At 61.9% G+C, this 19,401-nt stretch carries 17 protein-coding genes; 16 read left to right on the top strand and 1 reads right to left on the bottom strand.

The window, feature by feature from the left end; genetic code table 11:
- Window positions 1–48 precede the first annotated feature (48 nt).
- The 16 genes from pilN (at window position 49) to ubiA (ending at window position 18,498) form a co-directional block, all read left to right on the top strand.
- Window positions 49–1,722, top strand: coding sequence for a PilN family type IVB pilus formation outer membrane protein (gene pilN / locus D7S89_RS08335; RefSeq protein ID WP_183085125.1), 1,674 nt, complete (start codon window positions 49–51; stop codon window positions 1,720–1,722).
- An 11-nt stretch (window positions 1,723–1,733) separates the two neighbouring features.
- On the top strand, window positions 1,734–3,089 hold the full coding sequence (gene pilO2, locus D7S89_RS08330; RefSeq protein ID WP_121277132.1) for a type 4b pilus protein PilO2: 1,356 nt from the start codon (window positions 1,734–1,736) through the stop codon (window positions 3,087–3,089).
- A gap of 23 nt (window positions 3,090–3,112) precedes the next feature.
- Entirely contained in the window at window positions 3,113–3,769 is a 657-nt protein-coding gene (locus tag D7S89_RS27140) for a hypothetical protein (protein ID WP_147426616.1), read from the top strand.
- Window positions 3,770–4,128: 359 nt separating this feature from the next.
- Entirely contained in the window at window positions 4,129–5,496 is a 1,368-nt protein-coding gene (locus tag D7S89_RS08320) for a GspE/PulE family protein (protein WP_183085124.1), read from the top strand.
- A gap of 430 nt (window positions 5,497–5,926) precedes the next feature.
- Window positions 5,927–6,856, top strand: coding sequence for a type II secretion system F family protein (locus D7S89_RS08315; RefSeq protein WP_245982755.1), 930 nt, complete (start codon window positions 5,927–5,929; stop codon window positions 6,854–6,856).
- 126 nt (window positions 6,857–6,982) lie between these two features.
- Window positions 6,983–7,972, top strand: coding sequence for an ATPase, T2SS/T4P/T4SS family (locus D7S89_RS08310; RefSeq protein WP_220702131.1), 990 nt, complete (start codon window positions 6,983–6,985; stop codon window positions 7,970–7,972).
- A gap of 9 nt (window positions 7,973–7,981) precedes the next feature.
- Window positions 7,982–8,497 carry a hypothetical protein gene (locus D7S89_RS08305; RefSeq protein WP_121277128.1) on the top strand — a complete coding sequence of 172 codons (516 nt, stop codon included), beginning with the start codon at window positions 7,982–7,984 and terminating at the stop codon, window positions 8,495–8,497.
- Window positions 8,498–8,603: 106 nt separating this feature from the next.
- Window positions 8,604–10,652, top strand: coding sequence for a tail fiber domain-containing protein (locus D7S89_RS08300; protein ID WP_121277127.1), 2,049 nt, complete (start codon window positions 8,604–8,606; stop codon window positions 10,650–10,652).
- Window positions 10,649–11,464 (top strand): prepilin peptidase, encoded by an 816-nt coding sequence (locus tag D7S89_RS08295; RefSeq protein WP_121277126.1) that lies wholly within the window; start codon window positions 10,649–10,651, stop codon window positions 11,462–11,464. The genes D7S89_RS08300 and D7S89_RS08295 overlap by 4 nt, the downstream gene beginning before the upstream one ends.
- Before the next feature lie 31 nt (window positions 11,465–11,495).
- Window positions 11,496–11,921: a lytic transglycosylase domain-containing protein gene (locus D7S89_RS08290; protein WP_121277125.1), complete on the top strand. Its 426-nt coding sequence runs from the start codon at window positions 11,496–11,498 to the stop codon at window positions 11,919–11,921.
- Window positions 11,922–12,255: 334 nt separating this feature from the next.
- A complete protein-coding gene (locus D7S89_RS08285; RefSeq protein ID WP_147426615.1) occupies window positions 12,256–13,917 on the top strand; it encodes a PglL family O-oligosaccharyltransferase in 1,662 nt (553 codons plus the stop codon).
- Window positions 13,918–14,070: 153 nt separating this feature from the next.
- On the top strand, window positions 14,071–15,030 hold the full coding sequence (locus D7S89_RS08280) for a LysR substrate-binding domain-containing protein (protein ID WP_121277123.1): 960 nt from the start codon (window positions 14,071–14,073) through the stop codon (window positions 15,028–15,030).
- 128 nt (window positions 15,031–15,158) lie between these two features.
- Window positions 15,159–15,290: a hypothetical protein gene (locus D7S89_RS28130; RefSeq protein ID WP_281273089.1), complete on the top strand. Its 132-nt coding sequence runs from the start codon at window positions 15,159–15,161 to the stop codon at window positions 15,288–15,290.
- An 85-nt stretch (window positions 15,291–15,375) separates the two neighbouring features.
- Window positions 15,376–16,827 carry a catalase gene (locus D7S89_RS08275; protein WP_121277122.1) on the top strand — a complete coding sequence of 484 codons (1,452 nt, stop codon included), beginning with the start codon at window positions 15,376–15,378 and terminating at the stop codon, window positions 16,825–16,827.
- 187 nt (window positions 16,828–17,014) lie between these two features.
- The gene (locus D7S89_RS08270) at window positions 17,015–17,506 is read left to right on the top strand and encodes a Dps family protein (RefSeq protein WP_121277121.1); all 492 of its coding nucleotides are present in this window, start codon (window positions 17,015–17,017) and stop codon (window positions 17,504–17,506) included.
- Window positions 17,507–17,634: 128 nt separating this feature from the next.
- Window positions 17,635–18,498, top strand: a complete 864-nt coding sequence (gene ubiA, locus D7S89_RS08265) for a 4-hydroxybenzoate octaprenyltransferase (protein ID WP_121277369.1) — start codon at window positions 17,635–17,637, stop codon at window positions 18,496–18,498.
- Between the two features lie 79 nt (window positions 18,499–18,577).
- On the opposite strand, the gene proC is transcribed toward ubiA, so the two are convergent.
- Window positions 18,578–19,390 carry a pyrroline-5-carboxylate reductase gene (proC, locus tag D7S89_RS08260; protein ID WP_121277120.1) on the bottom strand — a complete coding sequence of 271 codons (813 nt, stop codon included), beginning with the start codon at window positions 19,388–19,390 and terminating at the stop codon, window positions 18,578–18,580.
- Window positions 19,391–19,401: the final 11 nt, after the last annotated feature.

Genomic DNA, 19,401 nt, shown 5'->3' with positions numbered 1-19,401 from the left:
GCGTCCAGTCTGGCAAAGGAGGCGCAGCAAACCTCGAATCGCGCGGATATGTCGAAGATCCAGGTGCATGACGGCGTCTACCTCGGCGCTCAGGCCGTCAAAACGCATGCGGGGCAGGTGCTGCCGGCTCGCTTCGAGCAGGAGAGCGTGCGCTTGGTCTCAGCCTCCCCGCTGGGCCTGAAAGCGCTCGGCGAACTGATCGCTCAGGCGACCGGCATTCCTGTTTCGTTTTCGGTGGACGTCTTCGAATCCACGACGGATGCCGCGCCGGGCAGGCCGGGGGGCGGCGCCACGCGCGGTGGCTCGCGCGGCACGGCAAACGATCTGGCCGCGGCGCTCAACGCCGCCGCGACGGGCAAGGTTCCCGACGTGGACATACGCGGCCTTCCCGATCATGGCCAGGCAACGCCGATGTTGTTTTCGGGCGGCTTGGCATCTTCCTCGCAGGCAAAAATGCACGTCAACTACAGGGGCAGTTTGTCGGGATTTCTCAACCAGACCGCGGCCTATTTCGACATCAACTGGACTTACCGCGACGGGCGCATCGAGTTCGAGCGCAACGTCACGCGTACCTTCACGCTCATCACGATGCCGACGGTCGTGAAGGCGGATTCGAACGTCAACGCCGGGATTGGCGGTAGCGGGAGTTCGGGCGGCGGCGGCTCCGGTGGCTCGGGAGGTGGTGGCTCCGGTAGCTCCGGTAGCTCGGGAGGCGGTTCGGGTGGTTCCGGCGACTCCGGTTCGGGCTTGTCGGTGGGCGCGTCGCAGAGCGCGTCGATCACGGTCGCGCTCGATTTCTGGAAGGACCTGGAAAAAACGCTGCAGACGATCCTTGGCGGTAATGGCAAATTCAGTGCGTCGACGAGTATGTCGTCGATTACGGTGACAGCGCCGCCGTCACAGATCGCCCGGGTTGCCGACTACATCGAGAGCGTCAATAAACAGTTGCTGCGCCAGGTGACGGTCAAAGTCGAAATGTACAGCGTCAACATCGGCGCCACTTCGGATTGGCAGTTCTCGCTGGCCGCTGCATTCCAAGGCGGCGGCGTGCTGAACGCCGCGCTCGGTTCCTCGGGCCTCGGCAAGGCGGCAGCGGGCGCGTCGGACTTGCCGGCGGCGGCGATGATCAGCCTGACAGGCGGAAAGTTCAAAGATTCGAAAGCCATTCTCAACGCGCTCGACTCGCTTGGCAACACGAGCATCGTGACGACCGCGGCGGTCACGACGATGTCCGGCCAGCCGGTGCCGCTGCAAGTCGGGAACACGAAAGGCTACGTTGCGCAGCTCGGCACCACGGTGAACGACTCGTCGTCGTCGTCGAATGCCTCTGCGTCGATGGTCAGCTCGGGTTTCTCATTGACCGTACTACCGAAGGTATTGGACGACGGCGAAGTTCTGCTCCAATACAGCGTCAATCTGTCCGCGCTGGCGGGTAAGGACCGCGGGTTCGATAGCGTCGATATCGGTAATGGCCAGAAGCTGCAGGTGCCGAACATCAATCAGCGCTCGTTCATTCAAGAAGCCATGATCCGCAATGGGGCGACGCTGGTGCTGGCGGGTTTCGAGGCATTGAACGACAAGTCGTCCGACAATGGAATCGGCAGTCCGGACTTCAAGTTGCTAGGCGGTTCGCGTAGCGGGAGCCACTCGCGCCAGATCCTCGTGATCTGTATCACGCCGGTAGTGCTCGACCATTCGGGTTCGCTGGCCGGCTACAACTGAGCCGGAACGACATGAATATCGAGCAGCAAGGCGAACAGTTCGGCACCACGCCTGCCGAGTTGGTGGGCGTGGTCCGCCTGGGGAAACGCTCCTATGCCGCCAGTCTGATTTGGAATAGCGCGCCCGATCAAAGGTCGTTGATCGGGGAGGCGCGCGAAAGTGCCGCGCGGCTTGGCGCCGGCGTCATGTGCCTGTACCCGATTCACGCCGACACGCTGCCGCAATACGGGCTCGGTGATGCGCTCATCGGGCACCGGCCAGGGTTGCCGGTTTTGGCGGCGGCCGTGGCCGCGGCTTGTAGCGGATCTGTTTACGGTGTCTGGCGTTCGGATGACGGCGCATGGATTTTGCTCGGCATCCGGGCCGATACGTCGATCGTTTATGACAAGGCGTTCGAGAATGAGGCACAGGCGCGTGTCGAGTTCGACGAGGGGCTGACTACGGAGCCCTGGACCGAGATCGTTTGTCCCGCCGCTTGGCAAATCGGCGGTGCGAGTCCGTCCGATTCGCTGCGAGAGCGCTTTAGCAAGGCGCCGGTCAAATTGCGATCGGTGCGGCGCAACTGGACACGTATCGCAGCTTTCGTATCGTTTGCGGCGGTGAGCTTGGCCGTGGCTGCTCATTTCCTCTATAAGGCGCACAAGGCGCCGCCGCCGGTGCCGCCTGCTCCGCCTGCAGTGCATGTGCCGCCGATGCCGTGGGTAGGCAAGCCTCTGCCGGACCAGACTTTGCAGGTCTGTGTCGACGGATTGTGGGCTGCCCGCGCGGCAGCCGACGACATCCCGGGCTGGGTGGCCGACAACGTCGGGCATTGCGACGGCACGACGGTGCGTTACGACGTCAGCCGCCAGGGCGGCACCGTGAACTGGATCAAGTCCGACGTGAGCCAAGTGCCGGGCGAACCGGAGATCAGCAATATACAAGGTGACCATGCAACGCTCACTTGGCAACTGGTGCCGCTGCAAAGCTATGGTTCAGGCAGCCGCGGCACCATCCTCGGGAAATCGCAGGACTATTTGCGCAGCCACTTCGCGGAGCTGCAATTGCCGCTGACGATTACGCCGGGTGAGAGTCAGCCATTTTGGCGCAGCTTCCGCTATCAGTTCACGACGCTGGCGAGCCCGGATACGTTCACGCCGCTGTTGGGGCGGATCCCCGGGTCGGTCGTTCGCGAGATCACGTTCGATTCGTCGACAGATAACTGGAGCGTCACGGGCGAGGTGTTCGAACGCACGGCGCCACTGCCCGGCGGAGGTGAGTTGACGGATAAGCGGTGGTCCGGGATGGCCCCTTCATCCATTGTGCGCGGCGCGCATATTGGCGATCTGGTGCATTTCCCCGTTCTTACAAGGCGGCGCCGGCGCTGAACTTTTAAAAATAGACGAACACGATGAACGTCCAATCTCGACACGACAAATCGACTATCGGTAGATACGCGACAGGAAGACGAGTCGCATGTTTCTCCTTACTTTGCTTCCTGGCGCTGAACGCGCATGGAGCGCCGGTTCAGGCCGGCTCCGGCGAGGTTGCCCGGCGGCCGGATGCGCCGGCTTCGGTGCCAGCCTCAGCCTCGGTTCCTGCTTCGGCGTCGGCGCCGGTACCCACGGCCGGCGCGCGCACACCGGCCGAGTCGAATGACAACGCGGAGGCTTTGCCGCCACCAGACTTGTCCCCTTACGAAGGTCAACTGGCCACCATGCAGAAATTGCAGCGTGACAATTTGCAGCTGAAGTTGGAGCTGCAACAAGCCCAGTTGAAGGCTCAGATTCGCGCGGCCAATCAAGATGGCAAGCACGCGGCGCCGGATGACGACGGTGACAACGTTCCGTCGGTGGTCAGCTTGACGGGGGTGGGTGACGAGCGCGAGGCGCTTCTCAGCGTACCCGGCTACGGCCAAATCATGGTGCGCGCCGGCGATGCGTTGCCCAATCATTGGAAGGTGGTGGCCATCGACGACGGCGGCGTGGTGGTGACCCCAGGCTCCGCGCGTGGTGCCAAACGCATGCGGCTGCCGTTCTACAGCGACGCGACCCGGAACGCGACGTGAGCATCGAAGAGCACGATGCCGCGCAGCGTACCGCGCCGTCCCCAGAGGCTTTCGAGGACGGTGCACCCACCGATGGGCGTACGGCGGCTCCCCGCTTTGGCGGCGTCAGATTGCGGGAACTCAGGCAAGACGACATGCAACCGTTCTTTCGGCGAGCCGGCAGTATCGTTTCGTCGAATGGCGGGCGCGTAGAGGCGTCGCCGGCGCAGCGCAAGCTGGCGGTATTGTTCGAAGACGGCACGCTGATCGTCGATCGGAATAGTCCGCGCCATTCACAGGTTCTGGCGCTGCGCGAGGTCGCTCGCCGTAAAGGCATCGGTGTGACGGCGTGGTATGCGGCCGACATCGAGGTGATTCGTTTGCTGTACGAGGAGGCGGACCGGCTCGGCGGCACGCTCGATGGCGCCGCGCCCAATCGGCACCAGGCCATTCCGATGCAGGGAGAAGTGCTGAAGTTGCTGGCTGAAGCCGTGCATGCACACGTCAGCGATATTCACATTTATGTTCGCGAACACGAAGCAGAGATCAAATTCCGCATGGGCGGCGATATGGTGCGGCAGCGCCAGGTCAACGCGCAATTCGGCCATGAGCTATTGGCCGCCGCGTTCAACATGGCCGACGTCGCCGATGCGACGTACCGCGTGCATGACTATCAGGCGGCGCGCATTTCGAACGGCAAGACGAGTTTGCCCAGCGGCTTGCAAGCCGTGCGCCTGCAGTTCAATCCGCTAGGGTCGGGCGGCCGATATCTGATTGCGCGCCTGTTGTACGCGGAACGTCGCTGGGGGAACCGGGTGTCGCTGGAAAGCCTCGGATTCCACCCCTTGCACCGCAAAGCGTTCGCTCGCATGCGGCAGATGCCGGAGGGCATCAACATCATCTCCGGTCCGACCGGCTCGGGAAAATCCACGACGTTGAAAGTCGTGCTTGAAGGCCTGTACGAGGAGCGCGGCCAGCAAATCAACATCTTGACCATCGAAGATCCTCCGGAGTACGAAATTACCGGCGCGGCGCAATTGCCGGTCGCCAACGTCGATACCGAGGAGGAACGGGGCGCCGCGTATCGGAAAGCGATTACCGCCGCATTACGTTCCGATCCGGACGTCATCATGCCCGGTGAAGCGCGCGATCAGGCCGTCATCAATCTGGTGTTCACGGCGGCCATGACCGGTCACCAGGTGTGGACATCGCTTCACGCCAATAACGCGATGGCGATCTTTGACCGGCTGCGCGATCAAGGTGTCGAAAGCTACAAACTCAGCGATCCGCATCTTGTTACGGGTCTGACGGCACAGCGTCTGATCAAGCTGCTCTGCCCTCGGTGCTGCACGCCCTTGCAGGAAGCGCCAGCGGACGAATTGAGTACGGATTTGCAGCACGCGATATCGCGTACGGCGAGCGCGTTTCTCGAGACGATCAGGCTCGTGAATCGCACGGGCTGCGGACATTGCACGGGAGGCTATAGCGGGCGTGCCGTGCTTGCCGAAGTGATTTGTCCGGACCAGGAATTTCTCGACCTGATGGCGCAGGGCGACCGGGTTGGGGCTCATCGATACTGGCTCGACTGTCTGCGTGGACTGACGATCGCGGAGCATGGCTGGATGCGCCTGATTGCCGGGCAAATCGATCCACGCGATCTGCTGGCCCGGGTCGGTCCGTTTTCCGACCTGGACGCCGCTCGCTGCGAAACCTTGATAAGACTGGGATTGGAGACGGAAGATGTTTGAGCTGTTTGAGCTCCTCAAGCAAAGGCTGCCGCGCCGTGGCGGCGCACCGGTGGCGGCGATCCGTGAGCGCAAGAAGTCGCAAGCGCCGCGGACGCTTTTCGGCCGCTCGGGTGCCGCCACGGTTGATACCCCCGGGCTTCCCGCAGAGCTGGCGGGTGCGCAGGAGGCGACGACTGAATCGTCGACAGCGGTAATGCGGCCGGAAGATCTGTACAAGGCCGCTGCGTCTAAGAGTGCCCCGGGGAAAGCGAGCCGTGTCAAGGCTTCCAAGCGCGCCGAAAAGGGGCCCAAGCCGCTGACGGGCGCCGACCTATGGCTGACCAAATTCATGTTTTCGAGCAAGCTGCGTATGCGTTTGTACGAAAAGCTCGGAAAATTCATCGCGAACGGGGTACCGATCACGCACGCGCTCGACGAGATCTACATCCATGTGTCGCTCGAGGGCAAGAAGCCTCGCACGACGGCGGCCATCGTCGTGGACGACTGGCGCCGCTCGATCCGCAACGGCCGCAGCTTTGCGCGAGCGATTGCCGACTGGGCGCCGGCGAACGAATTGTCGGTGCTCGACGCCGGTGAAATCGCCGGTCGTCTCGATAAAGCGATCGAAGACGTCCTGTTCATCAACGTCGCGAGAAAGCGTATTCGCGGTGCAATTTTTGGTCTGATCTACCCGCTGGTGCTAGTCGCCACCACCTGTTTCTATTTGTATATCTTCGGCAATCAGGTGGTGCCGGCATTCAAGCAGATATTGCCGGTCGAGAAGTGGCAGGGAACAGGGGCGCAAATGGCGGTGCTGGCGGATTTCGTCACGCATTGGATGTTGATCGTATTGGTGGCCTGTGGTGGGGTGCTGAGCCTGATACTCGCCACGTTGGGGTCTTGGACCGGCCGCTTGCGCCGGGTATTCGACCGCGTGCCGCCATGGTCGTTGTACCGGCTGGCGATCGGGTCGAGCTTCCTGATCTCGCTCAGCGCGCTATTGCATGCAGGTGTTCCGGTGCCGGAAGCGTTGCGCATCATTCACCAGACGGCGCCGCCCTGGTACAAGGAGCGCTTGGCCGCCACGCGGCGCCTGGTATTGAACGGGGCCAAGAATATCGGTGACGCGCTCCACCTGACGGGCTATCGATTCCCGAGCTGGGAAATGGTGATCGACATCCGCTCCTATGCATCACTCGAAGGTTTCGAGGACATGCTCGACCGGTTGTCGCGCCAATGGCTCGATGATTCGGTTGAATTGATTCAGACGCAAATGGACATGCTTCGCAATGTCGCGATCGTCGTCATGGGATTGATGTTCATGTGGATTGCGGCCGGCATGTTCACGTTGCAGCAACAAATATCGAATGCCGCACATTGAATCTATTTCATTGGATCATGGTTTTCCCGTGTTCGTATCTTTAGGCTGACGCGAAGCGCTATCTGCCGTATGCATAGATAGGAATTTTGTTGATTAGTAGTACTTAATGATATTGGTGCGATTCAAATGGAATGTACTCCGATCGTGGCGGGTATGCGCCTCGTCGATCTCGAATTCTCCGACTTGATGATTTGGCCGGACGGACGTGGCTTTCTACGCCATGCCGTGGGCTTCGAAGGGCCGATTACCGAGTTGCCGGCGGAACTGCAGCCGGAAGTCCGGCGCGTCCTGGACGTGATCGAGAGCGAGAACCGCCCTCGCGAATTTTTTCTGCGCATCGACGAGGTGCCGTACCGGGTCGCGCGTGTCCAAACTTTGGACGGCGTCGGTTATTTCATGCGACGTCCTAAATATCCAGTGCCACCACTGGATGCGCTCGGATTGAAGCCGGCGGTGGCTGCGGCGCTGCGTGCCTTGGGGGGGAGCTCGGGCATGATTTTGCTGGCCGGTGCGACGGGCTCCGGTAAAACTACCACGATCTATTCGTTGCTCAACGAATACGTTTCGACGCGCGGCGACATTGCCATCGCCGTCGAGGATCCACCCGAGATCCCGGTGCAGGGCAATTACGGGGAGCAGGGGCAGGGCCTGTGGTACCAGGTGGATGCCCATGCGGCGGGCGGTTACGACGTCGCCATGATCGCGGCGATGCGCTATAACCCGCGGTTCATCATGCTGGGGGAGATCCGCTCGCCGAATGTCGCCAACGAAGCCATCCGCGCGGCGGTCAACGGCCACCTCGTGCTCGCGACGATTCACGGCAATTCGCTGCCCGGTGCGATTCTCGCGTTGCAACAGATCGCTGCCGCGGCTACCGGCTCGACGGACTTGGCCCGCTCGATTCTGGCCGACGGTCTGGCGGCCGTCGTGCACCAGGCATTGGTGAAAGATCCCGAGCGGCCGGGCCGGCGTGTGCTGCAAGCGGACATGCTTTGCTTCGGCAACGAACACGGGCTGCGCGCGAAGATTCGCGGCGGCAAGCTGGAACAATTGAGCACCGATATCGAGGCGCAGCGCATGCGCATCGCGCGCGGCTTGTCGCCGGTCGAACTATAAGGGTCCGGGATGCTGGCGATGGTGATGGTGGTGCTGTTCAGCGTATTGGCTGCCGTGCCCGTCATGATGCGTAGCGATATCGAGGGCGACCAGCAGGCGGCCAGGGCCGGCGTCATCGCGCAATTGCTGAACGCGCAATATCTCGCAGCGGTCAATCTGTGCGAAGAAGCGGCGCCGCCGGCCGAATGTAAGGGCGGCGGGGATATCGATACGAGCGCGAGGCTCAACGCCAGCATCACTGACGCGCCGCTGTACCGTTCCGGGCTGTTCGTTGCCCGGTATGACACCGGTTCCAATCGCATCGTGGCGTTCGTCGACGAGTCGAATGCGGCGGCGCGGGGTGCCTTGTGGGGGAGCGTGAGCGCGGCGCTCATCCTCGATGCCGGCGGTGCCGATGGTGTCGGCTATTGGCAGGCGGGACATATCGTGAGCCGCAATGGGACCAGCACCGATACCGTGGCTGCGCAGCAGGGCTCGCACACATTGGTAAACGGCAATCCGATCATTGCGCAGGCAATGCCATAGCCGATAGCGAGGTTGCCGTTTGCGGCCGTGCACGGCACATCTGCTTAAGGCCATTGATTTACACATCGTTTATCCGGACCTGCATAGTGGTTCGAGGAGCTGTTTCATGATGAAGCAATATGACGCAATGCCTCCGCGTCGATCTGGGCTTGGGCTGAGCCTGCTGGAGGTGGGAATGGCGCTTGCGTTGGCGGCGGTGGTCATGTCCGGTATCACCTTTTACACGGTGAACGCAGCCCAGAAAATGAAACGTCGAAGCGATGCGCAGCATCTGATGGCGATTGCGCGTGCGGGCGATGCGTACATCATCAAGAACACGGGAGTGTTGCTGGGCAGCGGTGGGGATTTGGACCCTGGCCGCGTTCGGCTTGGGACTGTGATCACCAAGACGGTGAAAAATCTGCAAGACGACGGTGAATTGTCGCAGTCGATTCAGAACACGTTCAGTAACGGCCAATCTGTTGCGCTGCTGTTGAGGGCCGTCAACAACCCGGCCTATATCGGCCCGACATCCGGTGTGCCGCAGTACTTGATAAAGGGCTTGGTCACGACTCATGGCGGCACGTCGTTCAGCGATGATCAGGCGGGGCAGATCGTCAATCTGAGTGGGGCGGCGGGCGGTTATATGAGCCGCACGATCGATCGCAATAATATCGACGGGGCTGGAGGTGGTTGGAAGGAAAGAGCGGCGGACTGGCATGCAGGGGGCGCTACGCCGGACGTTGGCCACGTGATGGCGCTGGTGGGCATGGGATACGGCGCTGGAAGCAGTAACAATGGTCCGTGGCTCGGGCGTAAAAGCGGGCTGGATCAGCAGTTTTATAAACTGGATACGGGCGTCGATATCGACGTCAACGGTAATGCGCTGAAGAATGCGTCGGCGGTGCAGGCAAATGAGTATCAAGGGGCGCAAGGGGCGGGCAGCGATATCAATATCGGTACTTTGACGACCACGCCCAACATCTCGATGGGTAGCGCGGCGACACAGCAGTTTCACCTCTATGCCAATAACACGGAATTAAAACTAGGCGAGGCAGGGAGCAATAGCTTCAGCGTGAACAATACTTTTGGGGAGAGCTTTACGTTGACCCATGGGGTGAGCGGGGCGGGCAGTTCGACGTGGAGTGCGGAAGAGCCTCGCATCGTGGGGCGTCAAGATAATGCTGGCGGCGACTGGGTTACGGTATTTGACAGCAAGCCGAATGGTGAACTCGACATCAATGCGCCGGTGGCCAACGGCGTAAAGGGAGTCGTTAACGTGACGGCCAATGGGAACGGTGGTGAAATCAATTTTTATGCTAATAATGAAGGTGATGGTAGTGTCAACGTGTACCCCGGGGGTAAGGATGGATTTTCAGTTTTTGGAGTCTATCCCAGTGATGCGAAGATCCAATTGAGGCCCGATGGAAACACCACTTTTTATAGCAAGGGGGCGACGACATTTGCAAATAGAGGGGGGAACTCAGGGATGTATATCAATACCTTGCAGACTACTTCCGCGACGGCCCCTAATGGTGGCGATAACTACTACGTCTGCATGGGTGGTCATTATGGTTCGGGGGGGCATGACGGTTGTGTAAGCGATCAAGTGAGCGGCGGTCCGTTTGCCGCGACCTCGTACTTCACCATGTATGGCAATTTTAGAGTGTGGGGCGATATGAGGCTCAATGGGAATGGTATCGCTTACGATTCTTCAGATCGCAGATTGAAAACGAATATTGAGCCGCTTGCTGGCGCGCTGAATGAAATAGAGCGCCTGAACGGGTATTCGTTTAAATGGAAAAAGGATGGCAAACCATCGATTGGTGTGATCGCTCAGGAGGTCGAAAAGGTATTTCCTTCCATCGTGGAGGTGAGCGATGTGAGTGGCATGAAAGCCGTGAAGTATGGCAGTCTCGTCGCCCCCCTCATCGAAGCCGTCAAAACCCTGCACCACATGCTGAACGACGCCGTCGCGTCGCTCAAGCAGGACATTGCGAAGCTACGGCAGGACGATGCCTCACTGCAAGCCCAGGTGCAGAACCTGACCGGGCAAAACGTCGAACTGAAGGCCGACCTGGCCCGGCAACGGCTTGATTTGATCAAGCTGAAATACGCGATCCACCAGCCGCTGAACGACAGCGAACGCGCGCTCTGCGGTGCTGCGTGCCCATGACGATCGCACTTGCAGCGCCCGATGTTCCGCATTGGCCACTCTACGTCTTCGCCGCATTCGCCGGCGCGTCGCTGACGAGCTTCGCCTGCCTGGCCGCCGACCGCCTGCCGCATCAACTGGGCTGGCGGCCGGAGCCGCAGCCGGATCTGACGCTCTGTCATCCGCCGTCCCGCTGCGATGCCTGCGCGGTGCGCATCGGCTGGCCTTATCTGATTCCCGTGGTCGGCTATCTGCTGGCGCGGGGGCGCTGCGCGCATTGCGGCGCGCGGGTGCCACCTGCCTATCCGCTGCTCGAGGCGCTGGGCGGCGGCGGCGCGTGTGCGGCGCTGGCGTATTTCGGCTTCGCGTGGACTGGCATCAGCGCCGCTTTGCTGTGGCTGGTTTTACTGTTTCTCGCCTGGATCGATTGGCGCGAGCAATGGTTGCCGGCCGTCGTTACGCAGCCGCTGTTTTGGCTCGGGCTGCTGTCTTCGCCGTTCTCTGCCGATGCGATGGACAGAATCCAAGGCGCCTTCGGCGGCTGTGTGCTGATGTGGCTGGCGATGAAGGTGGTGGGCTTCGCGCGCCGCGCCGATCTCGTGGCGGGCGGCGATATCGCCTTGGCCGCTGCCGCCGGCGCCTGGCTCGGGTTGACCGCGCTACCCCTGTTCTTGCTGGTGGCGTCGCTGGGCTTCCTGGCCTATGCCTGGCCGCTGCGTCGCCGGGGGCGCCTGTTCGTTCCGATGGGGCCGGCGCTGGCGCTGGGCTGGATCGCCGCTCAGTGGGCGTTGCCGGCCTGGCGTGCCGTGCTCCAAGGCGGCTGGACGTGGTGAACAAAAAAATGATGAAGAAGAGAGTCAGGACATGGTTTCCGGATTGACGGCCGCCTTGCTGACCTGCGTGCTGCGCGCTGGCGATGCGATGCAGGTGCCGCCTCAGCTGTTGATATCGGTGATGTCGGTGGAGGGCGGTGCAATCGGCACGGTTGCTCATAATCGCAATGCGACCGAAGACCTTGGGTTGATGCAGATCAACACCGGCGCCTGGCTCGATCTCGTCGCCCAGGCGCAATTCGGGGGCAACCAGCGTGATGCCTATGTGCGCCTGCGTGACGACGGTTGTTACAACATCGAAGTCGGTGCTTGGATCCTGAGTCGCGCGATCGCCTCGGAGGGCGGTGACGTGTGGGCCGGCGTCGGCCGCTACCATTCCAACACGCCGGCGCTGAAGCGCGGGTACGCGATAAAAGTCAAAGAAGCCTACGAGAGGTTGTTCTCAAGACCCGGATAGGGCGTCGCCGTATCGAATTCAGTCTTTACCAGAGCGTTGCGCATGGTATGAAAATATCGCGCTCTGCGTGTCGTGGTGCCGATGTGTGCGAAATTATCGTCTCGCGTCCTCGTCTGGTTTCCCTTGATGGAGCGTGTTCGCATGAGACACGCCAACCGTCGATCCCGCCTTTACTCAGTTGGTCCCATCCGTGCCTCGTGTTCTTTCGTTTCGGACTATTGTCCTGGCGCTCATCGTCGTTGCGCTGACGCTACCCTATCTGATCCCTGTGCATCGCCAGCCGTTGGCGTCGTTCTACAATGAACTCGCCGCGGGGGGCGCATGGGCAGCCGTCATGCTCGCGCTCATCCTGCTGCCGTCGTTTGCCTCGCCGTCGCTCGCGCTGCCGACACATTTTCCCCGGGTGGCGTGCATCCCTTTAGGTCTGTTCTTGCTGCTGTGCCTGCAAAGCGCATGCTTGACGATCGTCAATCCCATGGCGATGCATGTCGCGATGATCTACTCGGCGGCAGCCACGTGCCTGACTTATGCCGGTTTTCGGCTGAGGAACCTGGCCGGCTTGACGGCCGCCGCCGCGGTGGCGGTGACTGCGGGCGCACTCGTGTCGGTGGCGATTCAGGTGGTGCAGGCTTACTTGCCGCCCAATGCGTTCATGTTCGACGGCTGGATCGATCTACGTGCGAGCAGCCGCTTGTTCGCCAATCTTGCTCAGCCGAACCACCTGGCGACCTATCTCGTATGGGGGCTCGCCGGCGTGCTGTATTTGCTCGATCGTCGTGTCTTGGGGCGTCGAAGCGGCTGGCTTCTGATCATCTTGATGACGGCGGGGATGGTGGTTACCGCTTCCCGTATCGCGCCAGTTCAGGTGGTATTGATCGGTGCGGTGTTCGGCATGTTGCGTTGGCAGCGTCCGGCTGTGCTCGCAGGCTTTTCGTCCCGGGCTCGCAAGCTGCGGGCCTGCGCGCTTCCATTGGCGCTGGGATTGATTTATCTCGCCACCTATTGGTCGCTGGGCTGGCTGGATCGGACGATTCTTCACTTGAACTTAGGCGGAAGCGGCTTCGAGCGGCTCGCGACCGGCGATGTGAGCGCACGCCAACATCTATGGCGTTACGGATGGCGGATGTTCCTGAGTTCACCCTATCTGGGCGGTGGCTGGGGCAGTTTCCCCTATTGGCAATATCAGCATATCGACCGCTTGGGGCCGGTTGTGGCAGCGACGAGCGCACATAACGTTTTGCTGGATCTGCTGGCGCAAACGGGCTTGCTCGGTTTCGGCGTGTTCGTCGTGGGGATGGCGAGGTGGACAGTGAGGGCCAAGCTGCATGCATTGACCGGCAAGCGCGCCTTCTGGCTGTGTATGCTGGGGACGACGTTCGCCCATGCCCTGCTCGAATATCCGCTGCACTACGCCTACTTCTTGCTTCCGTGCGCCTTTGTGTTGGGGGCGCTCGATACCCGACCGTTGCGGTGGCCCAGCGTGCGCTCCGCACACGCCCTTTGCGCGCTATTGTTGCCGCCTATGCTCGCTGGATTGCTGGTGTCGACCAGCGACATGCGTAAGCTCGAACACTTGTTCGGTGCACCCGATCTACCGGTAGCGTTTGCGCATTACCGGGAGGCTCCCGCGATCCTGTTGAATCCCTATGGGACATTCGCCGCTGCGGCCGGCATTTCGGTCAACTCCGACCACCCGGAAGCCCGCTTGCAATTGCAGCGTGATGCGCTCGCGGTTTTACCGACGTCACAAGTGATGACGAACTACGCCGTTGCGCTCGCTCTGCTTGGGCGCGACGACGAAGCCATGCAGAATGTCCATCGTCTGCGCCTATTTGAGCCGGAGAATTTTCGGGCCAATTTTTCGCTGTTGTTATGGCGCAGTTATGAGGCAGGAGGCAAGTTGACACAGTTCATCGGGAAATTGCTGGCGCTTCAGCCGGAGATGGAATCATCTGCCTCCAATCGAGGGGCAAGCGGCGAGAAGAAGGGCGAGTAGCGGGAAGGGGTGCGCGAGCGGTATCTGAAGGAGCAGAGACGGCAGCCGGCAGGCAGAGCCCTTTTCGGCTATCCGCCCCTCGGAGAGTTGGCGAATTCTCGTAGCCGGTGTATAAGATAAAACCTATCGAATCCAACGCTCTGATTGGTCCCCATGACGCTCACTGAACTGAAATACATCGTCGCGGTTGCTCGCGAGCGGCATTTCGGCCGCGCCGCCGAGGCGTGCTTCGTCAGCCAGCCGACGCTGTCGGTCGCAATCAAGAAGCTCGAAGACGAACTGAACGTACAGATTTTCGAGCGCGGCACGAGCGAAGTCAGCGTGACGCCAATCGGCGAGCAGATCGTCACGCAGGCGCAGCGCGTGCTCGAACAGACGCTCGCGATCAAGGAAATCGCCAAGCAAGGCAAGGATCCGCTCATCGGCCCGCTGCGCCTGGGCGTCATCTACACGATCGGCCCGTATCTGCTGCCGACACTCGTCAAGCAAATGATCAAGAGCGTGCCGCAAATGCCGCTCATGCTTCAGGAGAACTACACGCTCAAGCTGATCGAGCTGCTCAAGCAAGGCGAGATCGACGTCGCGATCATGGCGCTGCCGTTTCCCGAAACAGGGCTCATGGTGCGTCCGCTTTACGACGAGCCGTTCGTCATCGCGTTGCCGGCCGGCCATCCGTGGGAGTCGCGCAAGAAGATCGACGCGGGCGACCTCAAGCAGGAAACGATGCTCCTGCTCGGGACGGGGCACTGCTTTCGCGATCACGTGCTCGGCGTCTGCCCCGAGCTCATGCGCTTCTCGCAAACGGCCGACGGTATTCAAAAGACGTTCGAAGGCTCGTCGCTCGAGACGATCCGCCATATGGTCGCCAGCGGTGTCGGCATCACCGTGCTGCCGCGCATGTCGGTGCATGAAGTCAAGGCGCACGCGGGCGGTGTCGATGCCGGCCTGCTCAGCTATGTGCCGTTCGACGAACCGGTACCCGACCGCCGCGTCGTGCTCGCGTGGCGCAAGAGTTTTACGCGCATGCCTGCCATCGACGCGATCAGTGAGGCGATCGCCGCGTGCGAGCTGCCAGGCGTCCGGAAGCTCGACATGCCGGCCGTCGTCAACTGACCCATCCGCGGGCCATTCTCCTGGCCCCTGCTATCGAATAAATTTAATCAATTAATTATCTAAATTCGATAGCCAAATCTATACTTTCCTCCATGGATCGCGCTGATCCGCCGTTCATGGAGGAAGTCATGTCCCAGCTGTTCGTTCGAGTCGTTGCCGCGTCTGGCCGCCCGCATGCCGAGGCGCGGCTGGCGCACGCGCTTGCTCAGTCGCGAGCGATCGCTTTCTCCTTGCTGGCCGATCGCGCCATTGCCGCCTGACTTACTGCGGGTTCGCCGTTGGGCCGCCTGCCGGTTCGGCCGAGCCCGTTTCATTCGTTTCGCCCATTTCGCCAAGGAGCCCACGATGTCCGAACGCAAGCTGACTACCGCCGCCGGCGCCCCTGTCCCCGACAACCAGAACTCGCTGACCGCGGGCCCACGCGGTCCGATCGCACTGCAAGACGTGTGGCTGCTCGAAAAGCTCGCGCACTTCGATCGCGAGGTGATTCCCGAGCGCCGTGTGCACGCGAAGGGCTCGGGCGCGTTCGGCCGGTTCACGGTCACGCACGACATCACGAAGTACACGAAGGCCAAGCTCTTCAGCGAGATCGGCAAGGAGACGCCGTTGTTCATCCGCTTCTCGACCGTGGCGGGTGAGCGCGGCGCTGCCGACGCCGAACGCGACGTGCGCGGCTTCTCGATCAAGTTCTATACGGAAGAGGGCAACTGGGATGTGGTCGGCAACAACACGCCCGTGTTCTTCATTCGCGACCCGCTGAAGTTCCCGGACTTCATCCACACGCAAAAGCGCGATCCGTACACGAACCTGCGCAGCAACATCGCGGCGTGGGATTTCTGGTCACGTCACCCCGAGTCGCTGCATCAGGTGACGATCGTCATGAGCGATCGCGGCATTCCGAAGAACTATCGACAGCAGCACGGCTTCGGCTCGCACACGTTCTCATTCATCAATGAGAACAATGAGCGGTTCTGGGTCAAGTTCCACTTCAAATCGGCCCAGGGCGTCGAGAACTATACCGACGAGGAAGCCGCGCAAGTGATCGCCGGCGACCGCGAGAGCGCGCAGCGCGACCTCATCGAGAATATCGACCGCGGCAACTTCCCGAAATGGTACTTCCGCATCCAGGTGATGCCCGAAGCCGATGCGGTGACGTACGGTATCAACCCGTTCGATATCACCAAGGTGTGGCCGCACGAGGACTATCCGCTCATCGACGTCGGCGTGATCGAGCTGAACCGCAATGCGGGCAACTACTTCTCCGACGTCGAGCAGGCCGCATTCACGCCCGCGAACGTCGTGCCGGGCATCGGCTTTTCGCCGGACCGTCTGCTGCAGGGGCGGCTGTTCTCGTATGGCGATGCGCATCGCTATCGTCTCGGCGTCAACCATCACCAGATTCCGGTCAACGCGCCGAAGTGCCCGTTCCACTCGTTCCATCGCGACGGGGCGATGCGCACGGACGGCAATCTGGGCGGCACGCCGAACTACGAGCCCAACCGTTTCGGCGACTTCACGCAGGACCGCCGCGCGGCCGAGCCGCCGCTCGCGGCCGGCATCGTCGATCGCTACGATCACCGCGAAGACGAGGACTACTACAGCCAGCCGGGCGCGCTGTTCCGGCTGTTCGATCAGGCTGGGCGCGAGCGGTTGTTCGCCAACATCGCGCGCCATATCGCCGGTGTGCCCGAGGACATCGTCGCGCGTCAGCTCGAGCATTTCCGTCGCGCCGATCCGGCCTATGCGCAGGGCGTGGAAGCCGCCATCGCGCAGCGCAAGGCCGCACGCGCCACCTGAGCGCAAACGGCGAGCGGCGGGCGTAGAGTCGCGCGAAGTGGCGCTGCGCGTCTGCCCTGGGCTACACTGGCGCGGACCCGAATGCCCCATGGGTGAGCGCTGTGCAAGGACGCATGGGGCTCAGTGGCTCAGTGATTTAGCCGTTTAGCCGTCTGGCCGTTTCGCTTTACTTTTGCAAGGAGCCGTCATGGCAAAGAAGAACACCACCGCAACAAAGATCGACATCGGCATTAGCGACAAGGACCGCAAGAAAATCGCAGAGGGGCTCTCGCGGCTGCTCGCCGATACCTACACGCTCTATCTGAAGACGCACAACTTCCACTGGAACGTCACGGGGCCGATGTTCAATACGCTGCACCTGATGTTCGAAGGGCAGTACAACGAACTCGCACTTGCCGTCGATGCCATCGCCGAACGTATTCGCGCGCTTGGCGAGCCGGCACCGGGCAGCTACAAGGCGTTTGCGAAGCTTTCGTCGATCGCCGAGGCGGACGGTGTGCCGAGCGCCGAAGAGATGATTCAGCAGCTCGTGCAGGGGCAGGAAGCCGTCGCGCGCACCGCACGCGAAATCTTCCCGGCGACCGACGCGGCCAACGATCAGCCCACGGCCGACCTGCTCACGCAGCGCATGCAAACGCACGAGAAGACGGCGTGGATGCTGCGTTCGCTGCTCGCGTAACAGGCGCGTTGCCGTCGTAAGTCATGAGGGCCTCCCGGGATCGGGAGGCCCTCGTCGTTTCGGCACAAGGCGCGAGGCTCTACAATACGGCGTCATTCTCACCACGGCCGTTTGCCATGTACGCGCCCTTGTTCGCCCGTTTTCCGCTCTACCTGCGCTTGATCCGCATGGACAAGCCGATCGGCAGCGTGTTGCTGCTGTGGCCCACCCTCAACGCGTTGTGGATCGCCTCGAACGGCAGGCCGGCGCCGATGCTGATCGCGATTTTCGTGGTGGGTACGGTGCTGATGCGCTCGGCCGGCTGCGCGATCAACGATTACGCCGACCGCGATTTCGACCGCTACGTCAAGCGCACGGCGGACCGTCCGTTGACGTCGGGCAAGATCCGCGCCTGGGAGGCGCTGGCCATCGCCGCAGGGCTGTCGATCGTATCGTTCCTGCTGATCCTGCCGCTGAACGCGCTGACGAAGGAGCTGTCGATCGCCGCGTTGTTCGTGGCGGGCTCGTATCCGTTCACGAAGCGTTTTTTCGCGATTCCTCAGGCCTATCTGGGCATTGCGTTCGGCTTCGGCATTCCGATGGCGTTTGCCGCCGTGCAGGATCATGTGCCGATGCTCGCATGGGTCATGCTGCTCGCGAACGTGTTCTGGTCGGTCGCCTACGACACGGCCTACGCGATGGTCGATCGCGACGACGATCTGAAGATCGGCATCCGTACCTCGGCGATCACGTTCGGCCGCTTCGACGTCGCCGCGATCATGCTGTGCTACGCGGCGACGCTCGGCATCTATGTGGCGATCGGCATCGCACTCGGTTTCGGCTGGCCGTACTGGCTCGGTTGGGCGGGCGCCGTCGGTTGCGCGCTGTACCACTACACGCTGGTTCGCGGCCGCGAACGCATGCCGTGCTTCGCGGCATTTCGCCACAATAACTGGCTCGGCGCCGTACTGTTTGCCGGCATCGCCGCGCATTACGCGGTCGCGGGGCTGTGACCGGCCCGGCTATAGCGTTTTAGACAAGAGGGCGAGGCGGTATGACCCGCGCCGCCCCGGGCCGGGGCCGGCGGGTGTGTCACTGCTGGCCCAGTTCGTCGCCCATTTCCTTCGCGCGTGCGTCTGCCGCGAGCACGCCATTGACGATCGCTTCCTTCACGCCCTGTGCATCGAACGAGGCGAGCGCCGCGGCCGTCGTGCCGCCCTTGGACGTCACGCGTTCACGCAACACGCCGGGCGGATCGTTCGACTGCGCCGCCAACTGGGCCGCGCCTGCAAACGTCGCGAGTGCGAGCGCGCGGCCTTGCTCGTCGGTCAGGCCCAGGCGCTGCGCCGCTTCCTGCAATGCTTCGATGAAGTAGAAGACGTAGGCCGGCCCGCTGCCCGAAATGGCCGTGACGGCATCGATCTTGGCTTCGTCGTCGAACCATACGGTTTCGCCGACCGCGCCGAGCACTTGAGACGCGAGCGTACGGCCTGCCTCGTCGACGCCGCCGAGCGCGGCTAAGCCGGTGACGCCCATGCCGATCAGCGCAGGCGTGTTCGGCATCGCGCGCACGAGGCGCGTGTAGCCGCCGAGCCAACGCGACAGGTCGCCGCCGCGGATGCCGGCCGCGATGCTGACGACGAGCTGCGTCGACAAATGCGGCGCGAGCGCGGCCGCGACGCTCTTAAGCACCTGCGGCTTCACGGCGAGGACGATGGCATCGTAGTCACGCAGCGCCTCGTCGGTATGCGCGCCGGTTTTGACACCGAACTGCGTTTGCGTCCGTTCGCGTGCCTGTTCGTTGACGTCGATCGCGTAGAGGTCGGCTGCGGCGACGCCGCGCTTGATGAGACCGCCGATCAAGGCCGCGGCCATGTTGCCGCCGCCGATGAATGCAATTTTCATGATGGGTAACT

The sequence above is a fragment of the Trinickia fusca genome (assembly GCF_003628145.1).
Taxonomy (GTDB): Bacteria; Pseudomonadota; Gammaproteobacteria; order Burkholderiales; family Burkholderiaceae; genus Trinickia; species Trinickia fusca.
The sequence above is the reverse complement of the archived record's forward strand: the minus strand, read 5'-3'. Positions and strand labels throughout refer to the sequence as shown.

What these genes read in the sequence shown, in the direction of transcription:
- proC (WP_121277120.1), bottom strand. Translation starts at nt 19,390, where the DNA reads ATGAAAATTGCATTCATCGGCGGCGGCAACATGGCCGCGGCCTTGATC.
- D7S89_RS08295 (WP_121277126.1), top strand. Translation starts at nt 10,649, where the DNA reads ATGACGATCGCACTTGCAGCGCCCGATGTTCCGCATTGGCCACTCTAC.
- D7S89_RS08270 (WP_121277121.1), top strand. Translation starts at nt 17,015, where the DNA reads ATGGCAAAGAAGAACACCACCGCAACAAAGATCGACATCGGCATTAGC.
- D7S89_RS28130 (WP_281273089.1), top strand. Translation starts at nt 15,159, where the DNA reads ATGTCCCAGCTGTTCGTTCGAGTCGTTGCCGCGTCTGGCCGCCCGCAT.
- D7S89_RS08305 (WP_121277128.1), top strand. Translation starts at nt 7,982, where the DNA reads ATGCTGGCGATGGTGATGGTGGTGCTGTTCAGCGTATTGGCTGCCGTG.
- D7S89_RS08280 (WP_121277123.1), top strand. Translation starts at nt 14,071, where the DNA reads ATGACGCTCACTGAACTGAAATACATCGTCGCGGTTGCTCGCGAGCGG.
- D7S89_RS27140 (WP_147426616.1), top strand. Translation starts at nt 3,113, where the DNA reads ATGAACGTCCAATCTCGACACGACAAATCGACTATCGGTAGATACGCG.
- D7S89_RS08300 (WP_121277127.1), top strand. Translation starts at nt 8,604, where the DNA reads ATGATGAAGCAATATGACGCAATGCCTCCGCGTCGATCTGGGCTTGGG.
- D7S89_RS08290 (WP_121277125.1), top strand. Translation starts at nt 11,496, where the DNA reads ATGGTTTCCGGATTGACGGCCGCCTTGCTGACCTGCGTGCTGCGCGCT.
- D7S89_RS08285 (WP_147426615.1), top strand. Translation starts at nt 12,256, where the DNA reads ATGCTCGCGCTCATCCTGCTGCCGTCGTTTGCCTCGCCGTCGCTCGCG.
- pilN (WP_183085125.1), top strand. Translation starts at nt 49, where the DNA reads ATGTCGAAGATCCAGGTGCATGACGGCGTCTACCTCGGCGCTCAGGCC.
- D7S89_RS08310 (WP_220702131.1), top strand. Translation starts at nt 6,983, where the DNA reads ATGGAATGTACTCCGATCGTGGCGGGTATGCGCCTCGTCGATCTCGAA.
- D7S89_RS08275 (WP_121277122.1), top strand. Translation starts at nt 15,376, where the DNA reads ATGTCCGAACGCAAGCTGACTACCGCCGCCGGCGCCCCTGTCCCCGAC.
- pilO2 (WP_121277132.1), top strand. Translation starts at nt 1,734, where the DNA reads ATGAATATCGAGCAGCAAGGCGAACAGTTCGGCACCACGCCTGCCGAG.